The organism is Eubacterium sp. 14-2 (genome assembly GCF_000403845.2).
Classification (GTDB): domain Bacteria; phylum Bacillota; class Clostridia; order Lachnospirales; family Lachnospiraceae; genus Petralouisia.
Genome location: NZ_KE159567.1, coordinates 1,819,269 through 1,836,570, shown reverse-complemented (window position 1 = coordinate 1,836,570; position 17,302 = coordinate 1,819,269). Strand labels below are relative to the sequence as shown.

Annotated in this window: 12 protein-coding genes and 2 pseudogenes; 3 read left to right on the top strand and 11 right to left on the bottom strand. The window is 45.7% G+C overall.

Annotation, left to right across the window (positions count from 1 at the left end):
* Positions 1–23 precede the first annotated feature (23 nt).
* The 6 genes from C805_RS15570 to C805_RS15545 are packed head-to-tail and all read right to left on the bottom strand — an operon-like array spanning position 24 to position 9,222.
* Positions 24–1,328: a pyrimidine-nucleoside phosphorylase gene (locus C805_RS15570; protein WP_016214859.1), complete on the bottom strand. Its 1,305-nt coding sequence runs from the start codon at positions 1,326–1,328 to the stop codon at positions 24–26.
* The gene (locus C805_RS15565) at positions 1,315–2,445 is read right to left on the bottom strand and encodes a hypothetical protein (protein ID WP_016214858.1); all 1,131 of its coding nucleotides are present in this window, start codon (positions 2,443–2,445) and stop codon (positions 1,315–1,317) included. Before C805_RS15565 ends, C805_RS15570 begins: the two co-directional genes overlap by 14 nt.
* Entirely contained in the window at positions 2,438–4,267 is a 1,830-nt protein-coding gene (locus C805_RS15560) for an HSP90 family protein (RefSeq protein ID WP_016214857.1), read from the bottom strand. Before C805_RS15560 ends, C805_RS15565 begins: the two co-directional genes overlap by 8 nt.
* Positions 4,248–5,258, bottom strand: a complete 1,011-nt coding sequence (locus tag C805_RS15555; RefSeq protein WP_016214856.1) for a tRNA dihydrouridine synthase — start codon at positions 5,256–5,258, stop codon at positions 4,248–4,250. The genes C805_RS15560 and C805_RS15555 overlap by 20 nt, the downstream gene beginning before the upstream one ends.
* A 23-nt stretch (positions 5,259–5,281) precedes the next feature.
* Positions 5,282–6,061 (bottom strand): response regulator, encoded by a 780-nt coding sequence (locus C805_RS15550; protein ID WP_016214855.1) that lies wholly within the window; start codon positions 6,059–6,061, stop codon positions 5,282–5,284.
* Positions 6,058–9,222, bottom strand: coding sequence for a response regulator (locus C805_RS15545; protein WP_016214854.1), 3,165 nt, complete (start codon positions 9,220–9,222; stop codon positions 6,058–6,060). The genes C805_RS15550 and C805_RS15545 overlap by 4 nt, the downstream gene beginning before the upstream one ends.
* A 205-nt stretch (positions 9,223–9,427) precedes the next feature.
* On the opposite strand from C805_RS15545, the gene C805_RS27560 reads away from it, so the two are divergent.
* From C805_RS27560 to C805_RS15530, 3 genes and pseudogenes are all read left to right on the top strand, one after another.
* Entirely contained in the window at positions 9,428–9,934 is a 507-nt protein-coding gene (locus tag C805_RS27560) for a spore coat associated protein CotJA (RefSeq protein WP_016214853.1), read from the top strand.
* Positions 9,931–10,197 carry a spore coat protein CotJB gene (locus tag C805_RS15535; protein ID WP_016214852.1) on the top strand — a complete coding sequence of 89 codons (267 nt, stop codon included), beginning with the start codon at positions 9,931–9,933 and terminating at the stop codon, positions 10,195–10,197. Before C805_RS27560 ends, C805_RS15535 begins: the two co-directional genes overlap by 4 nt.
* A pseudogene (locus C805_RS15530) lies at positions 10,198–10,389 on the top strand (manganese catalase family protein); the annotation flags it as partial. It lies immediately after the preceding gene.
* Between the two features lie 136 nt (positions 10,390–10,525).
* Here the strand turns inward: C805_RS15530 and C805_RS15525 are convergent.
* The 5 genes and pseudogenes from C805_RS15525 to C805_RS15505 form a co-directional block, all read right to left on the bottom strand.
* Entirely contained in the window at positions 10,526–10,984 is a 459-nt protein-coding gene (locus tag C805_RS15525; protein ID WP_016214850.1) for a cyclic nucleotide-binding domain-containing protein, read from the bottom strand.
* Between the two features lie 387 nt (positions 10,985–11,371).
* A pseudogene (locus tag C805_RS27555) lies at positions 11,372–12,088 on the bottom strand (amino acid ABC transporter ATP-binding protein); the annotation flags it as partial.
* A gap of 56 nt (positions 12,089–12,144) precedes the next feature.
* Positions 12,145–14,397, bottom strand: coding sequence for an ABC transporter permease subunit (locus C805_RS15515; RefSeq protein ID WP_016214848.1), 2,253 nt, complete (start codon positions 14,395–14,397; stop codon positions 12,145–12,147).
* 552 nt (positions 14,398–14,949) lie between these two features.
* Positions 14,950–15,663: an SAM-dependent methyltransferase gene (locus C805_RS15510; protein WP_016214847.1), complete on the bottom strand. Its 714-nt coding sequence runs from the start codon at positions 15,661–15,663 to the stop codon at positions 14,950–14,952.
* A 171-nt stretch (positions 15,664–15,834) separates the two neighbouring features.
* Positions 15,835–17,082 (bottom strand): MFS transporter, encoded by a 1,248-nt coding sequence (locus tag C805_RS15505; RefSeq protein ID WP_016214846.1) that lies wholly within the window; start codon positions 17,080–17,082, stop codon positions 15,835–15,837.
* Positions 17,083–17,302 lie beyond the last annotated feature (220 nt).

Here is a 17,302-nt window from a genome sequence, read left to right as displayed (position 1 = left end):
AGGACTGGCTTGCCTGTATCTTTCTATCGGATAATTCCCTTTATCATGGGAACTGTTTCCGGCCGGTCAGGCTGTATCCGGTAAGCCCGTACAATTTTCCCATAGGCCTCTTTGGCCTGTTCCATATCAGCGGCATATACCGTTGCCAGGATTTCACCAGGCATAAGAGCATCCCCGCGTTTTTTATGAAGCAGAATTCCCACGGACAAATCAATCACGCTGTCTTTCGCCGTCCGGCCTCCGCCCAGAATCAGATTGGCCAGACCAATTTCCTCCGCCTGGATTCCGCCCACAAATCCGTGTTCCGTATTCATTACCTGAAGCTGAATTCCGGCAGCAGGCAGAAGTTCCGGCTGGTATACAAAACGCTTTTCCCCTCCCTGGGCTTCCACAAATTCTGCAAATTTATCCAGTGCGGTTTTCTTCCGGATGGTTTCTTTCAGCATGGCTTCTGCCTCTAAAGGATCGTCTGCTTTTCCTGCCGCCAGCACCATTTCTGTGCCAAGGGCATACACCACTTCCATAAAATCAGCGGGGCCGAGACCATTCAGTGAAAGAACTGCTTCCTTCACTTCCAGAGAATTGCCCACTGCATTGCCCAGAGGCTGGTCCATATCCGTCACCACAGCGGAAATCTTCTTTCCGGCATTTTTTCCAATCTGCACCATTTCCCGTGCAAGGGCAAACGCATCATTTTCTGTTTTCATAAACGCACCGCTGCCTGTTTTCACATCCAGTACAATGGCGTCTGCTCCCGACGCCAGTTTCTTGCTCATAATGCTGGAAGCAATCAGGGAAAGCTGGTCCACGGTAGCGGTCACATCCCGCAATGCGTACAGCTTCTTATCGGCCGGAGCAAGCTCTGCGGTCTGTCCCATAATGGCCATTTTAACCTGATTTACATTCTGGTAAAACTGTTCTCTGGAAAGCCCTGTGGTAAATCCCGGAAAGCACTCCAGCTTGTCGATGGTTCCTCCCGTATGTCCCAGCCCCCGGCCTGACATTTTGGCAACAGGTATCCCAAGAGCAGCCACCATGGGAGCCAGCACCAGGGAAGTTTTATCACCAACGCCGCCGGTACTGTGTTTATCTGCCTTTATTCCGTCAATCCGGGATAAATCCAGCACTTCCCCGCTGTCCCGCATGGACAGGGTCAAAGCCAGGGTTTCTTCCTCATTCATGCCCTGAAAACAGATTGCCATCATCATGGCAGACATCTGGTAGTCGGGAATTGCTCCTTTCGTATAGCCTTCCACCATAAACCGGATTTCTTCCGGTGACAGAGCATTTCCCCTTTTCTTCTGATTGATGAGATCATACATCCTCATGCAGGCTATCCTCCAACTTCTTTATATAATAATCGGTTCCGTTGCGACGGTCAAACTTTTGGGCAGTCTGTTTCGCTCTTGCATAATAAAATTCATACAGATCCATAATTTTGTACTGGCAGTCCTCCCGGTACAGAGGAAATGCAGGGTCATAGCTGATTTTTACCGTATCTCCCTTCCTGGCTTTTTTCAGCTGTTTCAGAAAAATGCAGATACTTTTTTCCGTATCGCAGATATCCATGGGACAGCGGAGATTCAGCCATTCCTTCCAGTGCTCCTTATAGATTTTCAGGGCTTTGCCTATATTGGTATGTGCATGGCACACCAGAAAATCACTCCAGCATTCATACTCTGTCTCCCCGTTCATATAACGTTCCACCAGCCTGGCATAACTCTGAGCCTTTTCATACTCTCCATGATCCATATAATAATTCATATATGCAATTTTCATCCGAAGCCAGGCGCTCCGCTTCTCATTGCTGCCGCAGGTCAGCCGGAAATTCTCAATATCCTTTGACAGCTGTTCTGCTTTTTCCAGATTATCCCTGTCCAGATAAAACCGGATTTCCATATTCCGCTCACAGGCTTTGCAGTCGCTGTGTGCGTCCCTGGGCTGTTTTTCATATTTATGAAAACATTCCTCTGCAAATTCCTCGTCAATCTGCCAGTAAAATCCATACATGGCAGCATAGTAATTCCGCAGGCTCAGTCCCATACTGACGCAGCGGTTCCGGTAATCCTCAAAGAATTTCCGGCAGTCCTCCATGGAAATCTGATAGAAATCCTCGCAGTTGTCCAGAATCCATTTATAGACCCACATCACATGTTCTGCTTCGGTATCAAAGACAAAGCGAAAATTTCCCGGCTGCTGCGGATATTTATCTGAAAGGGCCAGAAGTTCCGGAAAAGTCACCAGAAGTTCCAGACCGTCTCCGTAAAAAGTGGATTCCCGGCAGAACTGAATACGGAACAGAAACATCCAGGGTACATCCTGATGGCGGTCTGCTTCCTGAATGGCCTGGCGCAGCACTTCCATGGCGGGTTTTCCATGTTCTGTTTTTTCCAGAAGCTCATCCATAATCCATTCCGGATCATAATTTTCCAGCCAGTCAGCCATCGGACAGCCCCCTCTCCATCAAAGCCAGAATATTGCGGTTCTGCATGGCCATTTCGTTGTTGTGAAGGGGAAACCCTCCAATCTGCAGAGCCTGCACATATAAAATTTCTATAAATATCTTCAGCACAGACTCTTCTTCGATTTCCACCATTTTTTTCACAATGGGATTTTGGTAATTAAAATACAGTGTGGCTGCCGTATCATTGGGAAGTTCCGCCGCAAAAGCGTCCAGCATATTAAAAAACATAGAGTCCGCCTGAGCTCTGGAAGCTGCAATCTGCCTGCTTAACATGGTATTTTCATCTATCAGGTAAAAAGTGGGCTGATGAACCGGAGAAAAATATTTCAGTTCCGCCCGGCAGTCGTGATTTTTCAGAATACGGTTTGCCGCTTTCAGGAAATCAAAGCCTTCGTCCTGATCTGCCAGAGACAGCTCTTCCATCAAATCCTCAATATCCCATTCTTCCACAGGGCTGACTTTTTTCTCAAATACCCTGCCAAGCTGTACCAGAAGATCCAGCGCATGTACATAGGAAACATTAATCAGCAGCTGATCCTGGGAGAAAAACAGCTGAGACAGCTGCTTGTATTTCTCTCTGGTAGGGGCATAGACCAGAGGCTCCGGACACATCCGCAAATCATATCCGGTCATGGTTCCTCTGGTTGTCTCAAATTCAAAATAATCAATCAGGCGCACAAACAGTTTTGGCGTTGTCAGCGCCAGCGACATCAGCGTAAGGTGATGAATCTGGAAAAACCGCACAAACCGCTCCGGTTCTTCTTCTGCCAGCGTGTCAATATAACGAATCAGGCTGTCCTCGATAACTTCCCTGGCAGATTCCAGTGTTTCATCCACATAAAACCCTTCTCTGGAGGCGGTAGGCCTCAGATCTGTGGCATGGACAATGCATTTGGTAAACACTGCCCAGTCCGGTATCAGATTATCTCCTTTTTCTGTCAGCATCATATGCTTTAAATAAATCCGGTGAAAGGATTTTGCAGAAGGCAATACGGTATAATTCACGATATAGGCCACCCCTGACACATTCCCCTCTTCTGAGCGAAACGTCACACAGTCAAAAAACGGTTCTCCGAACAGCATCTGCCCAAACAGCAGAAGTTCCTGTTTGTTGGTGGTACGCCCTTCCCAGGGCAGGTAGGTGGGATTGATCTGTTTTTCCTCTCCCTGCCGGCGGACCAGAATGGGAAAAGGCAGCAACAGGCCATAATAAGTCAGAAGTTCCTCAATGGTTTCTCCGGTAAAATATTGCTCCATCCCTTCTTTTGCATTCAGTATTACTTTTGTTCCGGGAGACGTCATCTGTTTTACCTGGGACTCTTTTCTCCCCTGTCCCGCTTCTTCCTCCTTAAGATTTTGTATGGTATAAGTTCCATCCGGCTTTCCGTTCCACTCAAGCACTGGGGCGTCCTCACTCCGGCAGGATTTTGTCACCATACAGATTTCATCGGAAACCATAAAACAGGAAAGGAGGCCGATACCGAATCGTCCGATATAATCTGTACGCAAATCCTTATTTTCCAGTTCCCGTTTGGAAGATTCTCCGATAATGGCCAGAAACTGATGAATTTCTGCTTCTGTCAGCCCCTGTCCGTTATCGGTAAATATCAGCTGCTTTCCTTCTGTGATTTCCAGGGTGATTTCCCCTTCCGTCTCTGTCCCCTGCAGTTTCCGCCTTCCCGTAATGGCGTCGGCAGCATTCTGCAGCAGCTCCCGGATATAGACATCCGGGCTGCTGTAAAGATGGTCGGATAAAATTTCAATCATTCCGCCCAGATTCACTTTAAAACGAAAATCTTCCATGATTTGTAACCTCCTGTTCACGAAACAGCGATTGAACCACTGTTTCATACTTCCGCAGAGATTCTGCTTTTCTGATTTGTTTTGCATAGGGCTCATAGCCGGAAAAAGACTGTATCATATAAGACCAGAATTCTTTCATTTTATAAAGTACGCTGCGTTCGCCGCTTAAAATTTCCTGATAATCCTCATAAACCAGTGCATGGAACTGCTGAAACTGCTGTTTCTTCTTTTTCTCCGGTTCCCGTTCCGTTTTCCCGTCCTGTCCGGTGTCTCCCTGCCGGGCAGGAACCCTTTCCTTACATTCACCCAGCAGGTTCGGATTTGCAATGATTCCGCGCCCTAACATTACAGCGGAAAGATTCGGAAATTTTTCCTTCAATCCTTCAAAATCCTGCGGACTGAATATATTCCCGTTATAACAGACCGGATTCCGGCTCTCTTTCATGGCTGCGGCAAATGCTGAAAGACGGAGCGGATTTCTGTAATAATCCTCCCGAACCCTTGGATGGATAATCAGTTCTTCCAGCGGGTACTGATTAAATATTTCCAGAAGCTCTCCAAATTCCTCCGGTTCTTCCATCCCGATTCTTGTCTTAATGGAAATACGCAGAGAAAGATTTGCGAACACTTCTTCCAGAAACCGGTTCAGTTCCTGAGGATGCGCCAGAAATCCGGCGCCTTTTCCTTTGGAAACCACAGTACCGGAAGGACAGCCCAGATTCAGATTGATTTCTTCATATCCATATTCCGTCAGTGTCCTGGCTGCCCGGATAAAATCTTCTGCCCGGCTGGTCAGAAGCTGAGGTACCGTATAAAGCCCCGGATTGTGCTCCGGCAGAATATCATTTCGTTCCCGGCTGCTGAAACTCTTTTTCTGCCTGGGCACAAGAAAAGGGGTGAAATATTTATCTGCCGGAGTAAAAATACGGTGATATGCATTACGGTAAATATAAGTGGTAATGCCCTCCAGAGGGGCAAGATAATATTTCATAAGGCTGCTCCTTGCTTCTTCTGTCATACAGGATTCAGTATTTTTTCAATTTCTGCAATCAGTTTGTCTTTTACCGCCGGTTTCAGAAAATATCCTGCCGGCTTTAATTTCAGCACCGCCTCAATGTTTGCCCGGTCGTTCACCGCAGTCAGAAAAACCACGGGGATATCTTTCATTTCCTCATCGGCCCGTATCATTTCCAGCGTCATTCTGCCGTCGCAGACCGGCATTTCATAATCCAGAAGAATCAGATCCGGACGTTTTTTGCCGATGGAAGTCATAGCCTGGGCGCCGGATATGGCAATGGCCACCTCATAATGGTCTTCCAGCATGGCTTTCATGGTTCGAAGTGTGGTCCCATTGTCATCCACCACCAGAATCCTTTTTTTATTGCCGATTTCTGTTTTCTTCTCTGCTGCCGCTTCCTGTTCCACTTTCAGTTTATCCAGACCCAGCCTGCGGCAGACCGCATTCATAATCACTGTATTTTCCACCGGACGGACAAGATTTTCAAACTGGCTTTCTTCATAATATTTCAGAAATGAACTGCACTCTTCCTTTGTGCCGATGGTCAGAACCGGAATATGGGCGTACTGGTCGCTTAACAGGAAAAACATGGACGTGTCAATATCGTATGCGCCAATCAGGCTGACAATCACCAGATCCGGGTTTACGATTTTCATCATCCCTTCCAGAACGCCTGCATTTTCTGAACAAAGCTGTACATGGAAAAACTGTGACAAAAAGGCATTTGTCTCTTTTACCACACTATTCAGTTTCCCAATCAGTAATATTTTTCTCATTTCTCTGTTTCTCCTCCAATCTGCCTTCCCATCTGTTCAATCAGCAATGCCCCAAAACGGTCTGCTTCCTCTCCATCCAGATTTGTCACTGCCTCCGCCAGTTTCCGGATATTCCGGTTCAGCTCTTCCGGATAATCATAGGACTGCAACTGACCCATGAACTGATCCGCCTGGTCAATATCCATTTCCTGCATACTTACCCGCACCATTTCCACCAGAGCCTGCAGCACAGAATAATCTGTTACTTCCATTCCGGGACCATCTTCCAGACCGAACACTCCCTGCAGCTTCTGACGATAACTGCGCCATTCTTCCAGAAAGGGTTCCGTCATGTTTTTTATTAAATCTGTTCTGCCGTCTCTGGCCGCATATTCCAGCAGTTTTGCCAGTCCCGCAAGGGGTACGATTCCAATAGTTGCCGCAAGGCTCTTCATGGCATGTACCTGTATCCGGTAAGCATCTGACTGGCCGGGGCTGTCAATCTGGCTGTAAGATGCTTCCAGCGTGTCCGCAGCAGTATCAATCTGGCTGTAAAATTCCTTAACCGTATATTCCAGCAGTTCCTCGTCCGGCAGATGAAGCCATGCATAATTCCAGTCCAGCCCGTCCACCTGAGGAAGTTCTTCCAGGGAATACTCCGTCTGCCGGGGAGAAGAATCTCCTGCATGATCCGCTGCTTCCCGAACCAGTTCCTCCGGCAGCATTCTTCTTATCATATCCTCCAGTTTTTCCGGTACAATGGGCTTGGACAGAAAATCATCAAACCCTTCCGCCAGATACTTTTCCTTTGCTCCTGATACCGCATTGGCGGTCAGTACAATAATCGGTGTATCCTGACAGGGATAATCTGACAGGCCTTTCATGCGCCGGAACGTTTCCATTCCATCCATTTCCGGCATCATGTGGTCAAGAAATATCAAATCATAATGTTCTTTCTGAACCAGTTCCAGACATTCTGCCCCGCCACCGGCGTCCGTTACCAGTATCTGTGTCTCTTTCAGAAGATTACGGAATACTTTGCGGTTGACCGCATTATCATCCACCACCAGCACCTTTGCCTCCGGCGCCAGAAATCCGGTGCCGTGGCTGTAATTCTCCGAAATCTGACGTACCCTGGATTCAAAATCTCCAATGGGAGTGGCGTCCACAATTTCCTGCTCCAGCTGAAAATAGAATTTTGATCCCTTCCCGTAATCACTTTTCATCTGCAGTTTGCTGCCCATCAGATTAAGAAGCTGGATCGTAATGCTCATGCCAAGTCCGGTTCCCTCAATATTGCGGTTCCGGTCCTCCTCAATCCGTTCAAATTCCGCGGAAAGTTTGGGCAAATCTTCTTCTTTTATTCCTATCCCTGTATCTTCCACTTCTACCCACAGCACTGCCGGGCCTTCCGATTCCAGACTCCGCATCCGCAGCCAGACCGTCCCTTCCGGCGTGTATTTTACCGCATTGGTAAGAATATTGGTAATTACCTGCCGGATTCTAACGTCATCTCCCCACAGCCGGGAAGGAATTCCCTGGTCCACTTCCACCTCAAACCGGATTCCCTTCTCTCTGGCCCTCTGGGAAGCCATATTGGTCAGGTCATGAATCAGACTGCTTACATCATATTCTACCGGCACAATTTCCATTTTTCCGGAGTCAATTTTGGAAAAATCCAGAATATCATTGATCAGGGACAGCAATGTCTGGCCTGCCATATAGATATCCATGGCATAATCCCGAATCTGGGGCTCTGTGGATTCCCGCAGTATCATTTCATCCATACCCAGCACCGCATTGATAGGTGTCCGTATTTCATGGGACATGTGGGCCAGAAACTTGCCTTTTGCCTCATTTGCCGCCAGAGCCTCCTGTCTGGCAGCCTCCGCATCCTGTTTTGCCTGGGCCAGCTGTATATTCTGCTGCTCTGCCGCCTTCACTTCTTCACTCAGAAGACGTGCACTTTCCTCTGCATTTGCCCGGTATTCCCTTGATATCTGCAGTGTGTGCATGGCTGCCATCATTATGCTGAACAGTACCATACTGTACTGACCGGCCGTATTTCCATACAACTCCTGAAAAAAAGTATTGATCATCACATTTGCAATGCCTCCGGACAACAGCACCAGCATGGACAGCACGGAAAGCAGGGCCTGATAATGTCTGTTTCTGAAGTCAAACTGTATCAGACTCACAATGGCAATTATACAGACAGCCCCGATAATGGCTGCGGTAATATTGACCATTTCCGCAAGATTTTGGATACCCAGAAGTTCCAGGGAAATCTGTATCACCGCATTGATAACGGTGAACAAAATCAGTATGGAAAACCGGTAAGGATATATGCTGTGCAGGTTCCATTCAAAGTACATCGCCAGAAACAGAGGCATCAGCAGCACCAGATATTCCTGCATCTCGTAGGCTTCCTGCACATTATAAAAAATACTCAGCGTATCTGTTCTGATAAAACAGTAAATTCCGGCCGCCAGTCCGGTCAGTCCAAGAAACAGTTCTCCACGGGCAGGCTGCCGGGTATAGAGACGTATCATTGCCAGAACAAACATGATAATGGACATCAGTATAATCAGCAGACAGCAGCCGATATCTGCAATATTATTTCCCACCAGGCCAATAACCACGGTACTTCGTGTTTCCACCTTCATGCTTCTGAGCTCTGCCGCTGTATCCGGATCAGGAGAAGTAAGTACAACCCAGAGTTCTCCCGCATGAAAAGCATTCGGAACATCCGCATAGTGCTCCATGGTTCCAGACACATCATCCTCTTTTTCTCCACCGTACTGATATATTAACTCATCGTCCAGGAATACTTCCACAGCGGCGCCCGCAGTGGAAAAATTTACAGTCATTCCCGCGTAATCCTCCGGCAGTGTATTTTTTAATACAACAGTATTTCCGTCACGGCTGTTTCCTGTAAAGGGCAAAGTCACTTTCTGCCACTTCTTCTCTGCCAGATCTTTTCTGAGCATTTCCAGCCTGTCCTCTCCGGCTGCCGCCTGGCTGTTCAGCACAGCCGCCTCCCAGTCTTCATCAAAATTATATTTAAACTGATAGGGCAGCGCTGATGACTCTCCATCACTCTGGAATCGAAACAACGCAAGTACCATAAAAAAAAGTATTAATAAAATGGAAATCCCTGCTATTTTTCGTAAATTCTTCATTTTCTTCCTTTCTGTCTGTAAAACAGGAGAAGTGAAGGAAAAAGACAGTATTGTACAGCTTTTTCACTCTCTTCATTACTGCCAATATATAACAGAAGTATAACATTTCCTGTATCATAAAGCAATATTCCAATCACTGCACCATTTCCCCTCTTTTTCATATTGTATTAAAAAGCAATTTTGTAAAAAAGAAAGGATTACCATTATGGCTAATTATCATACAGCACCCGACTGCGGCTGCAGTCAGAACCGTACCAGACAGCCTGTGCCGGAAAAACCGTGTCCGGCTGACATGAGCGGACGCCAGATGATGCACAGACCATGCCCAGCGGATATGTCCGGACGCCAGATGATGCCAAAACCATGTCCGGCAAACATGAATGGACGCCCTATGGTGCCAAAACCATGTCCGGCGGATATGTCCGGACGCCAGATGATGCACCGGCCATGCCCAGCTGATATGCCTGGACGCCCCATGATGCCAAAACCATGTCCGGCGGACGTACCTGCCTGCCCGAACACAGACTGCCCGCCCATGACCGGAATCTGCCCTCATAAAGCTGATCCGCTGGCTGGCATGCCTGTTGCCATGGCCTATGTTCCCTGGCAGTTTTTCCATGAGACCTTTGAACCTGACAAAGCCCTGCAGTGCGGGACCATTTTCCCTGAACTGAGCAAACCATTCTGCGGGAAAGGAGGCTGCCCGAAATGAAAGGAAATCAGATGGAACAGATGAAGTTATTTCAGTGGATTAATATGGTAAGTTTCGCGGTAAACGATATTGTCCTCTACCTTGACACTCATCCAATGGACCAGGAGGCAATCGCTTACTTTAACCATTTCCGTGAAGTGCGTATGAACGCGCTGAAAGAATATGAAGACTGTTATGGGCCTCTTACCATCGACACTGCAAAACCAGATCAGAAATGGCTGTGGGCAATGCAGCCCATGCCCTGGGAAGGAGGCTGTTGTTAAATGTGGAATTATGAAAAAAGATTACAGTATCCGGTAAACATCACTCAGACCAATCCCCAGATTGCTCAGGTAATCATCAGCCAGTTCGGCGGACCTGACGGGGAACTTTCCGCCTCCATGCGGTATCTGTCTCAGCGGTATACCATGCCTTACCGGGAGGTTGCAGGGCTTCTGACCGATATCGGTACAAAAGCCCCTGAAATGTTCCCAGGGAGCCGCCAGACCACCTTCCGGTATTTATCATTGGAATGCCAAACCTTCCTATAGAATAAAAAAGCCTTACGGCACTTTATGAGCCGCAGGCTTGTCTTGATTCGATATTTAACTGTTAATACAAATTAAAACCGTTTATACTGTACCGCTTAATCTTGTTTTTTATTTCTTCTGTTCTTCTCTTATTGATATCCTGCTTTTCATAAATATCATCCAGCAGTAAGTCAATATTTTTCTGCATCAGCATATTGCTATGTACCATATTCTCCATAATATCAATTGCATTTCTGGGATTACTTCTGATGAACTCTTCCAGGGAATCCTTTGTAATACGCATCAATAATACATCGTCATAAGCAACAACTGTATAAATACCGGGCTGGCTGGAAAGCACATTTGACTCACCGAAACATTTTGGGCTGGAATAAATCCCAATCAAATACTCTTCTTTTTCTCCATACCGAATATATACCGCCACAGAGCCAGATATAATTTTGTACATTTCCTCATAAATTTCGTTCTCTTTCATAATAATATCGTCTGCATGAAATTTCAGCATTGTTGCCTTCTCCATTTAATTTCTGCTCCTTTTTTATATACTTATCATAAAATGATTTACCCCATCCTCAAACTTGTGCTCCATCCCTTTAGATACCCCTTTTATCATCCTGCAGGACAAATCTTCCTCACTGTCAAAAGGATAAAAGGAAGGCCCGCTATAAGAAAACCGCATCTGTACCAGATTCTCCCGCTCGTTGTATTCCACATCCAGAGAAATATCCGCTTTGCCTTCTTTTTCTGTTGCAGGCAGGAGTTTCATCATCAGCAATTCCTCTGCCACCAGCTGCATAGCATAAATCTGTTTCTGGGAAAGCTGCTGTTTCCGCCCAAATTCCTCAAGCTGAGTGATAAAGGCCGGAAAGTCAAAATCGCATGAGATTTTATCCACATGGAGCACTTTAAGCTGCCGGACAAATATTCGGGTCCTCTCCCTCTTCGGATGTTCAAAAATCTGTTCCGGCGTCCCATCCTCGTAGATTTCCCCCTGATCCATATAAAATATCCTTGTGGATACGTCCTTTGCAAACTTCATTTCATGAGTCACAATCATCATGGTCATGCCCTGGCTGGCCAGCCTGCGGATAACCGAAAGAACTTCTCCTACCATGGTAGGGTCTAACGCAGACGTTGGTTCATCAAAGAGAATGATTTCCGGCTCCATGGCCACCGTCCTGGCAATGGCCGCACGCTGTTTCTGTCCCCCTGAAAGTTCATCCGGGTAAGCAAGGGCTTTATCTGCAAGCCCTATGGTACGAAGCAGTTCCATTCCTCTGTCATAGGCTTCCTGGCGGCTTCTTCCAAGAAGGTCAGTCTGTCCCATCATGATATTTTCAATAATGGTTTTATGGGCAAACAGGTTAAAAGACTGAAACACCATGCCCATCTTCTGCCTTACCAGATTTACCTTACATTTCTTATCTGTTATTACCACCCCGTCAACTGTAATCTCGCCTTTTGTCGGTTTCTCCAAAAGGTTCATGCAGCGCAGCAAAGTTGATTTCCCAGTACCGGAAGGCCCTATAATGGAAATCACCTCACCTCTTTTAATCTCCACACTTACATCCCGCAGGGGGACTACATTTGGATACTCCTTGCACAGGTGCCGGATAGATATCATACTTGTTTCCATACCATCTCCAGGATAAACCTTCTGATTCTCATACATATCTGCCATTACATGCACACCCCCTTTATCCTGCGTTTATTCCGCTTTGGCGCTGCTTTTCTCTCTGCCAGGGACAGAGCCATCGTCATTATATTTGCAACGGCAAAATATATCACTGCCGTCATTATTAACGGGAAGAACGCCTCCATAGTCCGTGAACGGATAATATCTGATACTTTCGTCAAATCCTGTACGGCAATATACCCTACCACAGAAGTCATTTTTACCATGGAAATAAATTCACCTTTCAGTACAGGTATAAAATTCCTGGCCGCCTGTGGAAATACAATCTTAAAAAATGTCTGGCTTTTCGTATAACCCATGGCAAGAGCTGCCTCGCTCTGTCCTTTATCCACCGTTTCTATTCCCGTCCGCATCATTTCTGATGAATAAGCTGCAAAATTAATAGAAAAACCAATCACTGCAACCAGAATTTCGGAAATGTCCACCGAACCGAAAATCCCATAATATAAAATCATCAGAAAAACTACAATGGGCATCCCCTGAACCACACGGACAAAAACCGCCCCGGCTAACTGAACTGACTTATAACCTGTCCTCCGCAGCATACATATTAAAAAGCCAAGGCACAGGCCGAAAATTCCCGACAAAACAGAAATCAGTATGGTGACGCCAAGCCCCTGTAAAATCAGCCGCCATCGTCCCTCCACGATAAAGGTGCTTCGGAAGCTGTCCTTCAAACCCGACCAGAAACCTTCCTTTTGCACTTCACCATCCAGGTCACGTACCAAAAGCACCATAGCTGACTCATAGTGGGTATCCGCAAAATCTATCCGCTTCTTTCTCTCTTCCGTAATAGACATACTTCCGCTGGCCACATCTGCCTTCCCGCTCTCCAGGGCAGCAATTAACGAAGCAAATTCACATGTTGTCATCTCTACCTTCATATCCAGCTCACGGGCAATCAAAAGCATCAGATCTATCTCAAGCCCCAAAGGCTCACCGCCGCTTCCAACATACGTCATAGGTTCATGGGTACTGTCATAGTAATATCGGATGGTTCCTTTCTCCCCTGGCCAGTCCTGCCCTGTTAATTCTTTCACGCTCTCATCTGCCCCAAGCCATTTTTCCTTCAAAGATGCAATGGTCCCATCTTCTTTAAACTTTTTGATGGCTGCATTAAACTGTTCCCGCAAAGGGCTTCCTTTCGGCAAAGCATATCCATATTCATCCAGGACAACCGGTTCCTCAAAGATTTTCAAACCCTCATTCTTCGCCACCGCAAGCTGTGCCAGCGGCTCATCCAGCGTCCCTGCATCCACACGGCCTGCTTTGAGAGCCGCAACGATATCAGGAACCGAATTGTAATAAGAAAAATCCTCTGCATCTGCAATCACTTCCTGCAGGAGCTTATCGTAAACCCCTCCGCTTAATGCGGCAAACCTCGCCCCGGCAAAATCAGAAAGTTCCTTATATGTTTCTCTGTTCTGCCCTTCCTGACCTGACCGTACCATAACGGCAGTTTCTGAAGGATACACGCAATCTGAAAATTCAATATGCTTCCGTCTTTCTTCGGTGGCGTTTAAGTTCGCCATAATACAGTCTATGTCACCAGCCTCGGCTGCCGCAATAATCCCATCATAGTCATAAATTTTAATTTCTACTTCCGCATTTAACCATACGCCAAAACGGTAGATCAGCTCCACATCATATCCCGTAAGCTCCGTCCCCTCATAGTAACTAAAAGGCTGAACCGTCCCTGTAGTTCCAACTTTAATCTTACAATCCGGCGCCTGGGGCACAGGTATTTCCGGCATGGTTTTCTCCGCCTTGCTTACCCAGCGATCGTACATATCATCCAAAGTCCCCTCTGCCTTTGCATCTGCAAGAAACAGGTTCACCTTATCCTTTAAATTACTAATCTGGCTCTTGGGTGAAATCCCCACAGCCACATCCATACTTTCTCCCAGGTTTTCCTCTAAAAGCTCCACATTCTCAAGACCGCTGGCAATGGCAAATTCCATCATTACCCGGTCATAAACAAACCCGTCCAGTTTTCCCTGGGAAATGGCAAGATATCCCGATGTGTTGCCGGAAAATGTTTTGTGCTCCGCTTCCGGAAGATATTTCTCCGCCATATACATCCCTGCCCCGCCTTCCGGAACACCAATGGTACAGGCAGGTTCATTAAGCTGCTCTATCGAGGTGATTTTTTCATCCTCCTGCTTTTTGCACCCTCCGCAACAAAATATTACAAAGAGGATAACTGTCAAAAACAATGTTCTTTTTTGCAATACCATTTTTTCCTCCCTTTCCGTCCGCCATAATTTCTCTGTCCTTTAACAGAGCTTCCATGTCCCTGTTCTATTATTTCATTCCCCTACAGCCAGATTATTATAACAAATATTATTTTTGATTTGAGTCGTATGTCATGGTTCGTATTTTTTCCAGTACAATTTGCTGTTTTTTCTCCGGGTCAATGTCCATCTGCTTCGTTGCCTTCAAAAGGCGTATGTCCACTTTGGAAGGGGTGTACGGACTTCGCATCCCACTCGAACCCCAATGATCTGTAAAAACAGAAAATCAGGCTCCCAAAGTGGATTTTCCCACCTGAAAAGCCTGTTTTTTTGTTTTTTCACCCTGTTAAATTGTATTAATCCATGGTCCTACACATCCGCAAAGATCCCGTAAAGCTCCCAGTCAGGATTATGCTCAATATACTGCCTGAAATAACGCTGCTGGTTTTCAAAAGAATTCGCCTGATCTTCAGCAACAGGCACCTCCTTCATCCTCAATGTATGAGCCAGTGTCTGTACCATATAACCTGAATATCTGCAGTAACCTTCTTTCTGTTATTGATTCTTTATCTTAACATAAATTCCTGTAAAACAGGTATACGGTTTAATAATTGTTTCAAAATACTGCCTGTCATCCAGTGCAAATTTATTCTCTGTTTCAAGCCAGTCATTCCACGCTTCCCTGAAACAATCCATTTCCCATGTTTTTACCAACTGGATTCTGTCACTGCTGCCAATCAGTTCTTTCCAGAGTTTCGGACTTTTAAACATGGCGGCATCCTCTCCGACCCAGTCAGAAAGAAGTTCTTTGGCATGACCCGCATATTCATCTTTCAGACCGGGAATTCCAATCAAAACTTCTCCATTCTCTTTCACAAACGGCAAAATTTTTTCCTGAAAAAAAACTTTGCTTCCTGCAAAATAATGATAAGAATCAATACTGATCACAGCACGGAACTGCTTTTTTTCAAAATGAAGCATGCTGGCATCTTCACAGACAGGCGTTACCTGCTCTCCAACACCCCATTCAGCGAACCGTTTTCCGTTTTCTTCTGCACTTATCCATAAATCATTTGCAAAAACTCTCGCTCCCGTTTCTTTTGCAATGATAAGACTTGTCAGTCCCGTCCCACAGCCCAAATCGAGGATCATGTCATCGGAATCGGTCTGTAACGGGTATTTTTCAAGCAGCTCTGCCAGTATCCTTACGCTATTGGGCCCCATCATGGTCTCTGCCGAAACATATTTTTTATAGTCAATGATATTCATATACTCTCCTTCCTTCTGATTTGATTATTTTTCCCTTTCCTGCTCTCTGTACCTTCCGTACAGCACAGATGTTTCAAAAATTGTACCTCATAGTATAACACAAACCCGCAGAAGCTGTGAACTGATTTTTATACAGGATAGTTACTTTATTACTTCCATCAGACTTTCATTTTATTCCACTGAAAATCTTTTAAAAATATTCCCTGCGTTAATGGCAATGATAAGCGATACGACACCTGAAAATAAAACAACCGCATACTCATATCCTCTGCAGATTTCAAACAGGATACCATAAAAGGCATTGCCCAATGGCTGTGCACACATGGAAACGGTAAGAACCACCGCTATCACCTTTCCGATTAAATATTGCGGGGTTTCTGTTTGTATAAAGGACATCATCTGCACGGCAAAAAGTGTTGAAAATACCATAATAACGAAACAGCATATGGTCAGGACCATGTAATTAATAATTGCAGAGGAAAACAGGATCAGTGAAGCACTCACAGGAAACACACATACCGCACAGGCGATTATCAGATTACCTGATTTATGAATTGCCAGTTTATCTGCAAATATGCCTGCTCCGATACCTCCTGTCAGTCCGCCTGCCGCCAATGCTCCCTGCGCAAATCCATACAACCTGTTTGCCTGTGAGGCTTCCAGGTCTAATACTTCCGTTATCAGATAGGGAAGCGCAACAATAATCATTGTAGAAAGGAACAGATTTACTCCGCAGACTACAAGGACAGCTTTTCCAATCACAGGCTTCTCCTTTCGGATAAAGCGGATACTCTCCGTAAAATCATTTTTTGCTGTCTTTAAAATGCCGCCCTCTGAAACCTGTTTCTGAAAGGGTATTTTAATGAAAATTTCCATAACTGCCGAAATCACAAAGCATAAAAGGCAGGCCCACAGTACAGGCTTCAATCCATATGCACTGTATAAAATACCTCCAAGTACAGGACCTGTCAAAGACGAAAAAGAACTGACTGTATTGATCACAGAATTTGCCGCCATAAAATTATCCTGACTGGTAAGCGCGGGGATACTTGCCTGCACTGATGGCTGATACGCTCCCGCAATACCATATAAAAGCATCAGTGTAACCGTCAGAAGAAGAATGAGATTCCCCTCATTCATAAGCAGAGAAAAAGCCAGGATAACTGCCGCCGTAAAAAAATCCAGAATTACCATAATATTTCTTTTATTCACTCTGTCTGCAACAATACCCCCAACAGGTGACAGCAAAATGGCAGGAATAAACGCACACGCGGTAACCGTTCCGTAAAGTGCAGATGAGCCTGTCAGATTCAGCAGATACAGCGGCAATGCGAACCTTATTGCTGCATTGCCAAACAAAGAGATAATCTGGCCGATGACAACTAACGTAAAATCCTTTGAAAACAGTTTTTGATTCATTTTTTAACCTCCGTTTTTTCTATGATCTCTGCAAAACACGATACGCAAAATCAATTTCAGCAGAATTTATATGAATTCTGTTATATGATAATACCGCATGACGGTATGTATAAATGTTAGCATACCACTGGTATGTTTGTCAAGAAGTTTATATATGTAAAAGGTGTAAACCGTTGTAAAACAGTCAGCTGTTCAAATTATTTTTTTAAGCAGAATTCCC